This is a genomic window from Psychrobacter sp. PAMC 21119 (genome assembly GCF_000247495.1).
Lineage (GTDB): Bacteria > Pseudomonadota > Gammaproteobacteria > Pseudomonadales > Moraxellaceae > Psychrobacter > Psychrobacter glaciei.
In genome coordinates, this window is the sequence record NZ_AHVZ01000011.1 from 156,323 (window position 1) to 171,633 (window position 15,311).

The 15,311-nt window shown below is 43.9% G+C and carries 12 protein-coding genes; 7 read left to right on the top strand and 5 right to left on the bottom strand.

All coding sequences use genetic code 11. From position 1 onward, the window contains the following. Window positions 1–66 precede the first annotated feature (66 nt). From RH96_RS04555 to RH96_RS04565, 3 genes are all read left to right on the top strand, one after another. Window positions 67–2,379, top strand: a complete 2,313-nt coding sequence (locus tag RH96_RS04555; RefSeq protein ID WP_010197843.1) for a sensor histidine kinase — start codon at window positions 67–69, stop codon at window positions 2,377–2,379. A 79-nt stretch (window positions 2,380–2,458) separates the two neighbouring features. After that, window positions 2,459–3,415, top strand: a complete 957-nt coding sequence (locus tag RH96_RS04560) for a response regulator (RefSeq protein WP_010197845.1) — start codon at window positions 2,459–2,461, stop codon at window positions 3,413–3,415. Between the two features lie 172 nt (window positions 3,416–3,587). Continuing rightward, window positions 3,588–4,544, top strand: a complete 957-nt coding sequence (locus tag RH96_RS04565; RefSeq protein ID WP_010197847.1) for a D-2-hydroxyacid dehydrogenase — start codon at window positions 3,588–3,590, stop codon at window positions 4,542–4,544. Here the strand turns inward: RH96_RS04565 and RH96_RS04570 are convergent. Both RH96_RS04570 and RH96_RS04575 read right to left on the bottom strand, forming a co-directional pair. Further along, complete coding sequence (locus RH96_RS04570; RefSeq protein ID WP_010197849.1) at window positions 4,534–6,117, bottom strand: flavin-containing monooxygenase; 1,584 nt, start codon at window positions 6,115–6,117, stop codon at window positions 4,534–4,536. The two genes, RH96_RS04565 and RH96_RS04570, sit on opposite strands and share 11 nt — an antisense overlap. A 93-nt stretch (window positions 6,118–6,210) precedes the next feature. Beyond that, window positions 6,211–6,924 (bottom strand): RluA family pseudouridine synthase, encoded by a 714-nt coding sequence (locus tag RH96_RS04575; RefSeq protein ID WP_010197851.1) that lies wholly within the window; start codon window positions 6,922–6,924, stop codon window positions 6,211–6,213. Window positions 6,925–7,333: 409 nt separating this feature from the next. Here RH96_RS04575 and trxA point away from each other — a divergent pair, with 409 nt between their 5' ends. The 3 genes from trxA to RH96_RS04590 all read left to right on the top strand — a co-directional run bounded on the left by trxA (window position 7,334) and on the right by RH96_RS04590 (window position 10,186). Further along, window positions 7,334–7,660 carry a thioredoxin gene (gene trxA, locus RH96_RS04580; protein WP_010197853.1) on the top strand — a complete coding sequence of 109 codons (327 nt, stop codon included), beginning with the start codon at window positions 7,334–7,336 and terminating at the stop codon, window positions 7,658–7,660. A 535-nt stretch (window positions 7,661–8,195) separates the two neighbouring features. Next, window positions 8,196–9,464 (top strand): transcription termination factor Rho, encoded by a 1,269-nt coding sequence (gene rho / locus RH96_RS04585; RefSeq protein WP_010197854.1) that lies wholly within the window; start codon window positions 8,196–8,198, stop codon window positions 9,462–9,464. A gap of 482 nt (window positions 9,465–9,946) precedes the next feature. After that, window positions 9,947–10,186 (top strand): hypothetical protein, encoded by a 240-nt coding sequence (locus RH96_RS04590; protein WP_010197855.1) that lies wholly within the window; start codon window positions 9,947–9,949, stop codon window positions 10,184–10,186. Window positions 10,187–10,320: 134 nt separating this feature from the next. On the opposite strand, the gene RH96_RS04595 is transcribed toward RH96_RS04590, so the two are convergent. Next, entirely contained in the window at window positions 10,321–11,208 is an 888-nt protein-coding gene (locus RH96_RS04595; RefSeq protein WP_010197856.1) for a neutral zinc metallopeptidase, read from the bottom strand. A gap of 511 nt (window positions 11,209–11,719) precedes the next feature. Here RH96_RS04595 and RH96_RS04600 point away from each other — a divergent pair. After that, window positions 11,720–12,076 (top strand): hypothetical protein, encoded by a 357-nt coding sequence (locus tag RH96_RS04600; protein ID WP_010197857.1) that lies wholly within the window; start codon window positions 11,720–11,722, stop codon window positions 12,074–12,076. Window positions 12,077–12,296: 220 nt separating this feature from the next. Here the strand turns inward: RH96_RS04600 and RH96_RS04605 are convergent, their stop codons facing one another. Then, window positions 12,297–12,596, bottom strand: coding sequence for an integration host factor subunit alpha (locus RH96_RS04605; protein ID WP_010197859.1), 300 nt, complete (start codon window positions 12,594–12,596; stop codon window positions 12,297–12,299). A 245-nt stretch (window positions 12,597–12,841) separates the two neighbouring features. Then, window positions 12,842–15,256, bottom strand: a complete 2,415-nt coding sequence (gene pheT / locus RH96_RS04610) for a phenylalanine--tRNA ligase subunit beta (protein WP_010197861.1) — start codon at window positions 15,254–15,256, stop codon at window positions 12,842–12,844. Window positions 15,257–15,311 lie beyond the last annotated feature (55 nt).

The following is a 15,311-nucleotide window of genomic DNA, read 5'->3' on the forward strand; positions in this document are numbered from 1 at the left end:
TTGCCACCAATATATAGCATTGGCACTCTTCTTCGTGGTCACTATTATCCAAGGACTATCACCATCATGAGTGCCTCCAAAAAAGTTGGCTTTTTCAATCAAGTCAGTACCCAAGTAACCACTATTTTATTTATTGCTTTTGCAGTCGTACTAGCAGTCGTCGTTTATGTTGTTGATAAAGAAGGCTATGAAAAAATCCGTCTTGAATCTGCAAAGCTGGTGGCGGAACGTGGTAATACGGCAGTCAATAGCATCTCTGCTGATATCAATCGAGTAATGCGTAGTGCGTTACTGCTACAACAGAGCGCGCAAACGTTGCCGCCAGAAGAAGCGATTTTACAAGCCAGTACTGCCAATGCCTTTGATAAGCGTGATTATAGCCTGTTGGGTAGTGGTGGTATTTGGCCTGATAATGGGGCACTTGGGGCAAACACCGCCACCCATCCTTTCTTGATGGTACGTCAAAATGGTGACTATCAAGCGGTGTTGAGCGACCCAAATCCAGCCAACCCTTACTATCAAGAAGATTGGTTTAGCGTCTTAAAGCTGCTCAAACCTGAGAGCTGTATCTGGAACCATGTCCGCGCCAGCCAAACCAAAGGCGAGCTTGCGATGAGCTGCGGCGTCGCTATTGAGCGTGACAATCAGTTTTGGGGTGCCAGTACCGTCAACTTCACCCTTAACCAGCTACAAGAAAACATCGTAAAGTTAAGCGAAAGCTCGGGCTCAGGCTACATTTTATTATTGGATAATAGTGATAAAGTTATCGCGTCCTCTAACCCTGAACGCTTAAGCTATATTGACGAAGAGACCGGTACGCCGCTTGATATCAAACAAGTCATTAACTCAGACCCTGCTTGGCAACCGGTGCTTGATTTCTTAGATGTCCAACGTAACGAGACCATCGAGCAAGTTGCTGCTAACGTCTCACCGCAAATTCAACAAGTATTGACCACGCTTGATAAAGCAGAAACCGGTACGGCAAAGGGTTATTATCTCGTCAACTACGCTGCTTATCTAAATAACGGTGAGAACAAGCAGAACGCCATGGACAGTCGCTTGTTACAGAGCTTTGCGCTGGCGAAAGACAGCTACTACAATGGCAGCCAAGCGTACGTTTTTGAGATTCCTGAAACCTATTGGAAGCTTATCGTTGTCCAGCCTGATGCTGAAATTAACGCCATCGCCGATAATCTTAGTGAAAACTTGATTAACTGGATTGCATTGGCGCTACTCATCACAGCGGGCGTGATTTACTTTATGCTGACATTTTTGGCATTCAAACCACTAAAAGAAACCACTGATAAAATTTCGCAAGCGGAAAACCTGATTAACGACAAGCAATACAATAAGCTGAGCGAAGTTAAATTTGCTGAAGGTCGCAACGAGATTGGACTGGTAAACGGCTCTATTAATGATCTTTTAGATCGTATCCAATCTAATGAAGGTAAGCTCGCAAATATCAACCAACAGTTAGAGATTAAAGTCGAAGAACGTACTGCTGAGCTACAAGACACGCTAAAAGAGCTGAAAAACTCCCAGCTGCAATTGATTCGTTCAGAGAAAATGGCCACTCTAGGTCAAATGGTGGCAGGCGTCGCCCATGAAGTGAATACACCCTTATCTTATGTGCAAAACAATTTGGAAATTATCGGTCAGTTGACGGAGCAATACGAAGAGCTGATTGAACTGGTACAAGGATTAAAAGGCGTTAAGTCTGAGGCAGCATCTGATGGCAAAATTGACAAGTTACTAGCAGATATTGTCCGTGCGTCTGATGAAATCCAAGAAGACGACCTGTCTTCTGAGCTAAAAGAGCTGATTAAAGACTCACTCTTTGGCGTTGAGCAAATCACGGAGATGGTGTTAAATCTACGTAACTTTGCCCGTCTTGATGAATCAAAAGTAAAAACCATCGATGTGCGCGAATGTATCGAAGCCTCGCTCAAAATCGCTGGTAACTCTATCAGACATCAAGAGATTGTCACTGATTTTGCGCCCACGCCTGAAGTAAAATGCTCACCGTCGCAGATTAACCAAGTATTGGTGAACTTGCTCAATAACGCCGCGCAAGCCATGGGAGAAAAACCGGATGGCAAAATCGAAGTGCGGACGCACGCCGATGATAGCAATGTTTATATCGATGTCAGCGATAACGGTAAAGGCATGAGCCCAGAGATCCTTAATCAAATATTCGAGCCGTTTTTTACGACCAAAGGCGCAGGCGAAGGTACAGGACTTGGTATGGCCATCAGTCAGCAGATTATGGAGCAACATAATGGCGATATCAAAGTCGTATCGACAGAAGGCATGGGCACCACTTTTACCTTAACGCTACCGATTAATAATGACTTAACAGAGCAAAGCCTAGTTGCGTAAGCGCTGGGTCAACTGCTCTGTTACGTAGAACATATTTAGATATTTAACGACTACTATTCATCATCATAAGGATATCATCATGAATGAATTAGAAAATGACTTAACCACAGTTGAAAGCAGCGCTGAGTCAAAGCCGAAGTTGGCCTTTATCGACGACGAACAACGCATTTTACGGTCTATGAAACTGCTGTTTCGTAAGACCCATGACGTCTTTATCACCACCGACCCGACTGAGTATATCGACTATATTAAAAACAATCATGTACACGTCGCGGTCAGTGACCAACGTATGCCTGAGCGAGTCGGTGTGGATATCTTACGCGAAGTAAAAGACATCTCTCCGTCTACCATGCGCATTTTATTGACGGGCTATGCCGATTTAAACGCCATTATTGGCTCTATTAACGATGGTGAGATTTATCGTTATTTAACCAAGCCGTGCAAATCTGAAGAGCTACTGGCCGTCATTGGCCGCGCCACCGAAATCGCCTTGACCTATAATCCAGACGAAGATGCCGACCAATTTGATAGCTCCGGTAATAAGCAAACACTGTTGGTGATTGATGAGACCAACGAGCTGATTGAGCAGATACGCAAGCAGTTCTCTAACAGCTATAAAGTACTGCACGCTGAAGGCTTAGAAGAGGCCTATGATTATCTGGCGAACGAAGATATTGGTGTTTGTATCACCGATATTAATGTCAGCGGCGAAAATATCGCACCCATTATTTTTACCTTAAAACAAGATGCGCCGCACTTGGTGGTTTTAGTACAGACCGAATTCCAAGATGCAGGCTTGCTGATTGATTTGATTAATAAGGGTCAAGTCTATCGCTGCTTACCGAAGCCAATGCGCGCCAGCCTACTTGAGATTAGTGTCAATCGTGCATTCCAACATCATACAAAACTGAAAGCCAGTCCAGAGTTGGTGAAGCGTTATGAAGTCGAACATGACCCTGAAAACGATGTGCGCATTGATTTAAGCAGTCGCGTACGTAGTCTAATTGGCAAATTGCGCAAACGTTTCTCTTTATAAGCGTAAAAACGACATAAGCACAAAAACTCCTGTCGCAAAGTAAAAAACCTCTATTTCAATATTGAAGTAGAGGTTTTTTACTTTGCGGTTTTTGACTAAAATCACCAACGTGCTACATTAAGCCGATAATCATGCAAACCCATTTACAATAACAATGAGATAAGGAATAGCCATGCAAGCGGTTTTTTTAGATAAAGGTACATTTTCTGATGGCGTCGACTTGCCAGCACCGACAGGCATCAGTGATTATGTGACTTATGATGACACGCCAAAAGACAATGAAGTCATTTTGGCGCGCTGCAAAGACGCTGATATTATCATCACTAATAAAGTCCAAATTGACGCTGACGTAATAAGCAAACTCCCCAACCTGAAGTTTATCCAGCTGACAGCGACCGGTATGAATAACGTCGACCAAGAGGCTTGTGTTGAGCATAATGTCGCGCTATATAACGTCGCAGGTTACGCGGTCAAGAGCGTGCCTGAGCATACCTTTATGCTCATGCTGACGGCTATGCGTGCCGGTATTTATTATCATCAAAAAGTCGCTGACGGCACATGGCAGGCAAACGGTAATTTTTGCCTGCTTGATATTCCACTGATAGATTTGGAAGATAAAACGCTAGGAATTATTGGGGTCGGCACTATCGGCAAACGCGTCACCGAGATTGCTCGTGCTTTTGGCATGACGGTATTGTGGGCAGAACATCAAGCACAGGCACCACGTAATGACGATTATACCGCGTTTGACGAGGTGCTTGCCCGCGCTGATGTGTTGAGCTTACATTGCCCATTAAACGAGCAAACCCAACATCTCATTAATAAAGACACCTTGGCAAAAATGACCAAGCAACCACTTATCGTCAATGTGGCTCGCGGCGGCGTTGTCGATAGCCAAGCACTGACCGATGCCATCAATAATGAGCAAATCATCGGCTACGCCAGCGACGTGTTTGAGCAAGAGCCGATTGTCCAAGACGACCCTTTATTGACCCTTGCTAATCATCCACGGGTCATATTTAGTCCGCACAATGCGTGGGGCAGCAAGAGTGCGCAAGAAACCTTATGGCAAATGCTAAGCAACCAAGTCGCTGACTTTATTGATGGCCACCAAAATGCTAACGGCTAAAACGTAACCAATCATCTTTTATTTTACGGTGTTTGAGCATGATGCGGTCGCTGACATAATTATTCGTCACATGCCAAGGGTAGCGATCGCCTTGCTTAGGTAACTCGTCCTGAGCTCGCTTAATGTAACCCGCCGATAGCGCACCCATCACCGTATCTGACTGAACTTGTACCTTTTCACGCTTGGTCTCAGCTTGTGGCACAGCGACCTGATAACGATGGGTCTGCATATAATCAAGCAGCCGTACGACATACTGAGAGGCTAAATCTACCTTTAATGTCCACGAAGCATTGATATAACCGAACATCACAGCCATATTGGGCACATCCTCAACTAGGACTGCTTTATAGGTCATACGTGCACCCACTTTGACTGGCTGACCATCAATATACAATGATGCGCCGCCGAGCATTTGCAGCTTCAATCCCGTTGCGGTGACAATAATATCAGCATCAAGATGCTTGCCCGACTCAAGCATGATGCCCGTTTTAGTAAAGTGGCTGATTTGGTCAGTGACCACCCCTGCTCTTTTGCTGTGCAAGGTATTGAATAAGTCACCATCTGGCACCGCACAGAGTCGCTCATCCCATGGATTGTAAGCAGGAACAAAATGATCAACAGCGACACCACTACCTTTTAACTCTCTTTTCACGCCATAGGTTAATAGCGCTTTTAACACTTTCGGTGCGTGGGCAGCAAACTGATAAACACCTTGCTGTCTTAAGACGTTACGCGCCCGCAGCAGCGTATAAGCTTGCTGTTTTGATAAAGGCGAGAATTTAGCAGATAGCCAGTCAAGCGCATAATCATTGCCAGGTACGCTTGCCACATAAGTCGGCGAACGTTGCAACATCGTAACGTGCTGCACGCATTGACCGTCGTCTTCATTGACCATCGCAGGCAACAACGTCATCGCTGTGGCACCGCTACCAATAATGACCACTTTTTTATCATGATAATCAACGTCGTGCCAATGCTGCGGATGGACGATTTGACCTTGGAAATCTTCTTCCTTTTCAAAATGCGGTTGATAACCCTGCTCATAGTCATAATAGCCGGTTGCCCCGACGACGAAGTTTGCGGTCAACGTAGACACCTCACCGCTCAGATGATTTTTGATCGTGGCTGACCACTGTTGATCACGGCTTGACCATGACAGCTGCTGCACCTCATGCTGATAGCGAATATGTTCAGTAATGCCAAATTCACGTGCCGTATCAGCGATATAACTCTTAATGTCCTCACCTGCTGCCAGCATTCGATGATCCAACCACGGTCTAAAACTATAGCCAAAGGTCAAGGCATCAGAGTCAGAGCGAATACCAGGATACGTGAATAAATCCCAAGTACCACCTAGATCCGAGCGCTTTTCTAATACGATAAATGGTGGCGTTTTTGCCTGCTTACTCACTTTCTTTTTTGACTTGCGTTGTTGTAATTGACAGGCCATCCCGATACCGGCAAGCCCTGCACCAACGATAAGCACATCACAATCTACTGGTGGCACTGCTGGTGATTTTTTGTGTTTAAAGCGCTTCTTGATGGCTTGTCTGGTCGCTGTGATATTAAGCATAATTTTATCCCTATAGTTAGCTTACTTATTTTTTATCCCATAACACAATATTGGTAATAATGTTTAAACAACCTATAGCGCAAAGCAGACGCCTTAAAAAGGGCTGGGACTCTCCCAGTCCATCCACGCGCCTAGTACCGGATGTTTGAGACGCAGTTGCTGCGCATGCAGATTGAGCCGTGGTGCAATTGTCAATGCATTCCCTTCAGCATAAATGGGATCGCCTATCATGACGTGACCGACGTGCACCATATGGACGCGCAACTGATGACTGCGCCCAGTGACTGGTTTTAACATCACTCGCGTGACCATTTGACCGTTGCAGTCTTCATGCGCAAGCACTTCATACAAGGTTAGCGCGTGCTTTGACCAGTCGTGGTCAACGATGTGGCGCGGTTTGGTGCTTGGCTCATAGCGTACTGGCACTGAAATTTCACCTTTTGCACCCACGCTCTCCCATGCGCCAAAAACCCGTGCTTGATACTTTTTTTGCGGCAGACGTTCAATAAACTGCTTACTGATATTGGTTTGCGCAGCGGCATTTTTTGCAAAAATCAATAAACCAGAGGTATCCATATCCAGTCGGTGAATCAACTTAACCGCAGGATTGGCACGCTCTAGTCGCGCCAGCAAACTCACCTTTAGCGTTTTGCCATCGACACTCAGCAGTCCTGCTGGCTTATCGACCACCCAGATATCTTCATCCTCGTAAACGGTAACGTCTTTCGCGAATTCTTTGAAGAACTCAAGCGGATAGGCGCTTTCTTGGGCGTTAAGGGTTAGGATTTTTTCATCAGTAAAAGGCATAAAAGAAGCTACTTATATTGTTGAGCTTGAGAATAAATACTGTCATGCATTAAAAATGCTAAGCCGAAGATTGCATCTAAACGGACCTATCGACATAAGGTTTATTGCTAAAAGTTGAGACTGAACCAAACCATGAGAACCACGTCCGAGCACAGAGCTAAAACGACAGTAGATGGCAAAGGTGACAGGTAAAACAGTACTTGTGTCGTTATGTGTTGATTTATTGTGCTAATAGTAATTGTTGAGCAATTTAACCGGCCTGTATCTGTCAAATCTGGGCAAACATGTTAATATAATGGCACATTTTCACCACTTCTTAACGCTTCTTTAGCTACTGACCAATCTATTATTAAACCAATATGCATGTCGATGAGTAGCGATAGAAATAATAAAACAAGAGAGAAAAACTATGTCAGACCTTATTGTTAATACCACCGATGCAAATTTTGACCAAGACGTTTTACAATCAGATGTACCAGTATTGGTAGATTTTTGGGCAACGTGGTGTGGTCCTTGTAAAGCAATTGCCCCTATTCTAGAAGACCTAGCATCTGAGTATCAAGGCAAAATCAAAATCGTCAAAGTTGATGTTGACAACAACCCACAAGCAGCCAGCCGTTTTGGTATTCGTAACATCCCAACGTTATTTGTATTCAAAGATGGCGAAAAAGTTGACTCAGTAATGGGTTTACAACCAAAAGCTGAATTGGCTAAAGTAATAGATAAGCATCTATAAGTGATACTGCTGGTTTTAACTCATTTAAATACCCGCACATGCACAGAAAGCCAGATTAATCGAAAAAGCCATTATCTTGTATAGGTAATGGCTTTTTTGCTTGTTTTTTATGCAAAAAGCGCAATTATATGACTTTTTTAGCAAAAATTATTGACAATGCCATTATGAAAACCGTATAGTCTGCTGACAAGAGAAAACTAACGGTTTTCCTAAGTATCTTGTCGCTATTCTCCTCGTGTTTATCAACAAAAACACAATCGTCATTATAAACACCATTACTGAACGAAATGACTAAACACAATTACTGATACTGAGTTTTTGACGCAGACTCTTATGTGGCCTTCTTTATCTTCATTTCTTATGACCTTGCAGCAAAACCCGCAACGCGTACGTAAGCTGACACATAAAATTTTTACTACATAAATCCAGCTCTGTGCCCACACCCTCTATCGCCCTACAATCGTTGTTTTAATCAATATCGTGATTCGTGCTGCTAATGGCATCTCTCATCTGACCAATTGCTAATGACCTATCTATGAATCTAACTGAATTAAAGAAAAACTCAATCGCCGAGCTATTGGCCATCGCCAAAGAAATGGGTCTTGATAATATGGCGCGTAGCCGTAAACAAGACATCATCTTTGCTATCCTAAAAACCCATGCTCGTAACGGTGAAGCCATCTACGGTGATGGTGTACTTGAGGTTCTCCCTGATGGTTTTGGTTTTTTACGCTCATCAGAAGGCTCTTATTTAGCAGGCCCTGATGATATCTATGTCAGCCCCAGCCAAATTCGTCGCTTTAGCCTAAAGACTGGCGATAGTATCGCTGGTACCATTCGCCCACCAAAAGATTCTGAGCGTTATTTTGCGCTATTGAAAGTTGGTGAAATTAACTTTGATACCCCAGATCGCTCACGTCATAAGCTTATTTTTGAGAACTTGACTCCCCTATTCCCAACCGAGCAATTAAAGCTCGAGCTAGGTAACGGTACTACTGAGGATTTGACTGGTCGTATCATCGACCTGATTGCTCCGATTGGTAAAGGTCAGCGCTCTATTATCGTCGCACCGCCAAAAGCCGGTAAAACGATGTTGCTACAGACCATTGCCCAATCCATCACTCGTAACAATCCTGAGTGCTATCTAATCGTGCTACTGATCGATGAGCGTCCAGAAGAAGTCACCGAGATGGTACGTACGGTACGCGGTGAAGTCGTTGCTTCGACCTTTGATGAGCCACCTCAGCGCCATGTACAGGTTGCCGAAATGGTCATCGAAAAAGCCAAGCGTTTGGTCGAGCACAAGCAAGACGTGGTTATCCTATTGGATTCTATTACTCGTCTCGCCCGTGCCTACAACACCGTCATTCCTTCATCGGGTAAAGTATTGACTGGTGGTCTGGATGCCAATGCACTGGAACGTCCAAAACGTTTCTTCGGTGCCGCACGTAATGTTGAAGAAGGTGGTAGCTTAACGATTATTGCCAGCGCCCTTATCGATACTGGTAGTAAGATGGACAGCGTTATCTTTGAAGAATTTAAAGGTACCGGTAACCAAGAGATTACGCTTGAGCGTGATTTGGCTGAAAAACGTGTCTTCCCTGCGATCAATATCAAAAAATCTGGTACTCGCCGCGAAGAGCGCCTGCTTGATGAAGATAAATTGCGCAAAGTTTGGATTTTACGTAAATTGCTACAGCCGATGGATGGCGTACAAGCCACTGAATTCTTATTGGATCGCTTAAAAGAAGCTAAGACCAATGATGAATTCTTTGAGCAAATGAAGCGTAAATCACAAAACTAATTTCCGATTATCTTGTCAGATGTATTTAGCTTTGATTCAATATTAAGACCACCAATAGGTGGTCTTTTTTATTTACAAGACTAGGGCGTGTCCTCAATTCAATCGATGAATATCTAAATGGGCTAAAAATGGCTAAACTTCGTCAAACAGCTGGGTAATATCAAGATATTAACTGCGCTATTTTCCTTGTTTGACTGCAATTTATCTCATTTCTATCACCATTTTTAAAATGAGGACACGCCCTAAAATATCCATTATCTAATGATTAGAAATTTGCTATTCAATATAAGCTATAGGTACTGCCTATGACACAGTGTGGCAACATCGCTTACACCGCATTTGCAAAGATTAGCGTTTTTACTACGACTATATGATTAGCAACCGACTATCATGATAGATAGTAGGAATATATTTGAAAATAATCTGGACGCCTTCTTTTAAGGATCTGGTATTTTAAACTTGATGAATCTATAGGTAATCATATGAAATTTGCTAAAACAATCGTAATGACGGCAATCACTAGTTCTGCTCTTATCATGAGTGGTTGTGCTAACACTGGATATACCAGTGGCTTAAGCAACACGACTAAAGGTGCTGCTGCTGGTGCTGCTGCTGGTGCACTTATTAAAAGTGGCGGCGATAGCAAAGACATCGCTCGTGGCGCACTTGGTGGTGCTGCAATAGGTGGTGCTGGTGCTTATATTTTAAATAACAGCAGATAAGCTCTAATTAGGTTAACTGCTGTTATTCTGTATACGCATAACTCTGCTTAGAATGCTAAACACAAAAAAGCCTGCAATCAATTGCAGGCTTTTTTGTGTTTAGCATTTGGTTTATTGGTCAAAAGCCAGTGCGTCTATAACGCCCCACTAAAGGTATCACAGGTCTGCACATTGCCGCTCTCCAAACCAAGAGTGAACCATTGAACACGCTGTTGACTGGTACCATGGGTAAAGTTATCAGGGACTACCGCGCCTCCACTCGCACGCGCCAAACGATCGTCACCAATTTGGCTGGCTGCATTGATGGCTTCATCTATATCACCCGCTTCTAAGAACTGGACACGTTCTTGATTACGCTGCGCCCATACACCCGCGAAGCAATCAGCTTGTAGCTCTTGTAACACGGAGAGCTTATTGGCTTCTGCACGCGTGACTTGGCGACTCGCCTCATTGACCTGCTGACTAATACCTAATAGCGTCTGCACATGATGACCAACTTCATGCGAGATCACATAAGCTTGCGCAAAATCTCCCGCTTTTCCTTGGTTTTCGCTATTACCTGATCCTTGTTGATCACCCGTAATACCAAGGTTTTGCCGCATTTCTACAAAGAAAGAAGTATCTAGATAGACCGTCTGGTCTCCTGGACAATAGAATGGACCCGTTGCAGAGCTGGCACTACCGCAAGCCGAGCTGACTTGTCCATTAAAGAGTATCAATGACGGCTCTTGATAAGTACTACCACCTTCATTAAATATTTGATGCCACACTTCTTCTGTGTCGGCTAACACTACTTTTACAAACTGCGTATCACGATCGTCACTGGTCGCCGGCTCAGTTGAGGTATTGCTACCGCCACCTGCTACTACTTGGCCCGTTTGTAAAGCGGTCATGGGGTTAACGCCAAATACTAACCACAAAATACCCGCGATAATAATACCGCCGATACCACCGCCAATCATTTTGCCACCACCGCTACTCGTGCGTACGTTGGAGCTACCTCGTCTGCCTTGCCATTTCATATTCTTACTCCCGAAACATACGATACACCCTGCCATGCGCATGGGTAGTTATTTACATTGCTTGTTTGTTGACTCGATTTGCTATTAATCATGCTTAATAGATGCCTCACCTACCCGCTGTTTTTCTAGTCTTTGACTATCCTTCCATTCTAATAAGTAATTAACCTGTTACCTGCTTTATTTAATAAAACTTGTTTAATAGAATCTATTTAAGAGGCAACGCTACACCATCATGTTCGCCAATTGGTTACGAAAATGGCTAGATTTGCATTAATTATACGTCGATTCATTGAGGTTGTTGTATTAAAAATTATATTAGATAAGCTATGTAAAATACTTTCTACAATTTTATTGTTACTCAATTGTACAGGGTCTTTTCATTTGAAAAGAAAACATATAGAATGCGTGGAAGCTGAGTAGCTGTGACTAAGACTAGTTGAATTCTGAGACATCTCGGACATTCAACCTTTGTTGCTGCTACTGCTCATTTCATTTTCCCGGAGAAAACCTTATGAAACTTAAATTACTTGCTCTAGCTGGTATCATGACTGCAACTATGGGCCTAACTGCCTGTGACAGCAACAAAGAAAACGCTGCTGAAGATTTATCTGACGCGCAAGAAGAAGTGCAAGACGCTTCAGAAGAGCTAAACGAAGCTGCTGCTGAAGGCGAAATGACTGCTGACGCTGAAGCTGCTGTTGCCGGCGCTGAAGCTGATATCGCTGATGCACAAGCTGCAACTGCTACTGACGAAATGGACGCTGAAGTTCCTGTAGACGGTACTACTACTAGCGTAGATATGGCTAGCGAAACTGATACTGCTGTTGCAGCATCTGACGAAGTTGTTGTTGAAGAACCAGCTCAGTAATTTTATCGTTCCGACGATAGACATACTGTAGTAAAAAAAGAGAGCCTATGCTCTCTTTTTTTATGCCTATTATTTAATATGTTTGATAATGGCTTAGAACATTTAACGCTTATTGTCCACTGTGTATTGACAGCTGTAGACAACGCATAATGATTTTGAAAAATCATCGCGACATCATAAGATCTTTCACTGGTCAGTATTTTATAGAGATGAGTGACAGCTATTCATCAAATAGACGCTCATCAACCTGTTGACGAAATTTTTGCCCCGTTTTAAAGGTGACCACACGGCGTGCTGATACAGCCACGGGCTCTCCTGTCTTGGGGTTGCGTCCTGGACGGCTGCTTTTATCTTTGAGCTCGAAGTTGCCAAAGCCTGAAAGCTTGACCTCGTTGCCATCAATCAAACTCTCTGACAACTCATCAAAAAAATTCTCTACCAAACAGCGGCCTTCTTGGCGTGTCAGGTTAAGGTGACTCATCAAATGCTCAATCATGTCAGATTTGGTTAAGGTGCTCACAGTACGACTCCTATGCTATGTCGTGATGTCGAATATCATGGTTTAGCGGTATGAGGGTTAAGCTTAGTTAGTATAAAGGTTTTTTGTTATTCTTTTAATAAAGTCTGAATTAAAATCCTTTGTTAATAACCACTTAACTTTTTTTATGAAATTTTATCTAAGATAACAATCTTTATAAATAGCAATGCTCTATAGCCTCATAACAAGAAAGGCTACAGAGCATAGGCTATTATGAATATTATGTGTTAGCTGTCACGCAGTTTTGCAGCATGTTGCTCAGTTAGTGCTTGTACCACCTTATCAGTCGCCGTTTTCACGGCTTCATCAGACAAGGTCTGCGACCTATCCTGCCATACCAATGCAAATGCCAATGAACGCTGACCTGCTGGTACTTTGTCGCCTTGGTAAACATCGAATAACCATAGATCAGTCAATAGCTCACCTGCAGCAGCACGAATCGTCGACTCTAATGCCTGTAAACTGATCTCGCTATCTATTAAGATGGCAATATCGCGGCGTACTTGTGGGAATTTACTTGGCGTGGTAATCGCCTGCTGTTCACGAGCCAGTGTTAGCAAAGGTGCAAGGGATAATTGGGCGACCCAAGTAGCCGGTAAGTCTAGCTGTTTGGCCGTATTAGGATGCAATTGACCAAGCCAACCGACATACGCATCATCGATGTATAATTTGGCGCTTTGACCCGGATGTAAGAAGGCAAGTTCACTACGCTCGTAGCGGATACGCATGCTATCGATTTGCGCTGGTAGCAGTTGCTCGATATCGTGCTTAAGGTCATAAAAGTCTAGCGCACGGTTTTGATAAGCCTGCTCATCCCAAATATCACCGACTGCGACCAAGGCAATACTTGGCGTCTGTACCAAATCGCTAATACTTTGACCAACAAAGCTAAGACCTGTTTCAAAGAAACGTACGCGTGGCTGCTGACGATTGAGGTTGTATTGTACACAAGGCAATAAACTTGATAGTAAAGTACGGCGCATCACTGCTAAATCACTAGAGATAGGATTGGCTAATGCCAATACTTCTCCTAATGCCTCATCATCAAGTAACGCTTCTATTTTTGCGTCACTAAAGCTAAAGCTGATCGCTTCCATATAGCCATTATCGACCAGTGCTAGCTTCATCTCGTGCGTCAAGTCTGCCGTATCATCATAATCCATGCTTACCTGCAAGTGCGGCAGGACGCTTGGAATATTGTCATAGCCATAGATACGAGCGATTTCTTCGATGAGATCTTCTTTGATACTCATATCAAAACGATAAGATGGCGGTGTGCAAATAAGGCTATCCGCTTGCTGCTCTACTTCGAACCCTAATTGGGTTAAGATACGCACCATAACCGCTGGCTCAATCTCAATACCGATAACATCACGGACTTTAGCGATTGGCAAAGTGATTGGTGCACGGGCTGGCAAGTGCTCAGTATTTTCTGCTTTGACTATAAAACCTGCCTGACCACCAGTAACGCTAGTAATCAAATCAACAGCACGCGCCAGTGCCAGCGCTGGTAATTCAAAATCTACCCCACGCTCAAAGCGTTGTGAGGCATCAGTATGCAAACCAAAACGGCGTGCACGTGCAGCAATAGCAAGCTGACCAAAGAAAGCGCTTTCTACAATAATATTGGTCGTGCTATCAGTCACACTACTACGCTGACCACCCATGATACCAGCAAGCGCAAGAGCGCCTTTATCATCAGCTATCACCAACTCATCGCCCGTTAAGGTAATGATTTGCTCATTTAGCAAGGTAATGGTCTCAGCAGGCTGTGCCAAACGTACCACGACATCACCAACAATGGTATCGGCATCAAAAGCATGTAGCGGTTGACCCAATTCCATCAATACATAGTTGGTCACATCAACCAAAAAGTTGTGCGAGCGTAGTCCTGACTGAACCAGCGCATCTTGCATCCACTTTGGTGTCTCAATGCTACGATCAATATTACTGATTGATTGTAGTAAATAGCGCGGGCACGCTTCAATTGCACTGACCGTTACCGCTGGCGTAGCAGTATCAGCACCGTTATCAGTAACTACCACATTGGTAGGAATCTCAGGCATCTGTACAGGCAAGTCGTTAATGACAGATATCTCACGCGCAATACCACGCACACTAAAACAATCACCACGGTTTGGTGTGATAGAGATATCCAGTATTTGGTTATCTAGACCTAAATATTCACGGATATCTGTACCAATCGGTGCATCAGCTGGTAGCTCAAGAAGACCATCAATGCTATCGGTTAAATCAATTTCAGAAGCACCGCAGAGCATACCGTTAGAGTCGACGCCGCGTAGGTTGCCATTTTTAATTTTAAAGCCTTTCTTGTCATCGCTTGGGAGCACTGCACCAACGGTCGCAACAGGTGCTTTCATACCGACGGTGACATTAGGCGCACCGCATACGATTTGTAGCAGCTCAGCTTCACCGATATTTACCTGCGTAACTCGCAGTTTATCAGCATCTGGATGTTGCTCGACGCTGACGACTTCACCGACGACCACACCACTAAAGGCACGGGCGACCGCATAGCGATCATCAATCTCTAGCCCTGCCATGGTGAGTTGTTCGGCCAACTGCTCACTGGTATTGTTGGGGTTTACCCATTGACGTAGCCACTGCTCACTAATTTTCATAAATATCTCGGATCAGAATTTTATAATAAAGATTTTAGAATAAAGGGTGACGTAT

Bases quoted from the DNA above. Each gene is read 5' to 3' on its own strand.
- RH96_RS04555 (WP_010197843.1), top strand. From the start codon at position 67: ATGAGTGCCTCCAAAAAAGTTGGCTTTTTCAATCAAGTCAGTACCCAA.
- RH96_RS04560 (WP_010197845.1), top strand. From the start codon at position 2,459: ATGAATGAATTAGAAAATGACTTAACCACAGTTGAAAGCAGCGCTGAG.
- RH96_RS04565 (WP_010197847.1), top strand. From the start codon at position 3,588: ATGCAAGCGGTTTTTTTAGATAAAGGTACATTTTCTGATGGCGTCGAC.
- RH96_RS04570 (WP_010197849.1), bottom strand. From the start codon at position 6,117: ATGCTTAATATCACAGCGACCAGACAAGCCATCAAGAAGCGCTTTAAA.
- RH96_RS04575 (WP_010197851.1), bottom strand. From the start codon at position 6,924: ATGCCTTTTACTGATGAAAAAATCCTAACCCTTAACGCCCAAGAAAGC.
- trxA (WP_010197853.1), top strand. From the start codon at position 7,334: ATGTCAGACCTTATTGTTAATACCACCGATGCAAATTTTGACCAAGAC.
- rho (WP_010197854.1), top strand. From the start codon at position 8,196: ATGAATCTAACTGAATTAAAGAAAAACTCAATCGCCGAGCTATTGGCC.
- RH96_RS04590 (WP_010197855.1), top strand. From the start codon at position 9,947: ATGAAATTTGCTAAAACAATCGTAATGACGGCAATCACTAGTTCTGCT.
- RH96_RS04595 (WP_010197856.1), bottom strand. From the start codon at position 11,208: ATGAAATGGCAAGGCAGACGAGGTAGCTCCAACGTACGCACGAGTAGC.
- RH96_RS04600 (WP_010197857.1), top strand. From the start codon at position 11,720: ATGAAACTTAAATTACTTGCTCTAGCTGGTATCATGACTGCAACTATG.
- pheT (WP_010197861.1), bottom strand. From the start codon at position 15,256: ATGAAAATTAGTGAGCAGTGGCTACGTCAATGGGTAAACCCCAACAAT.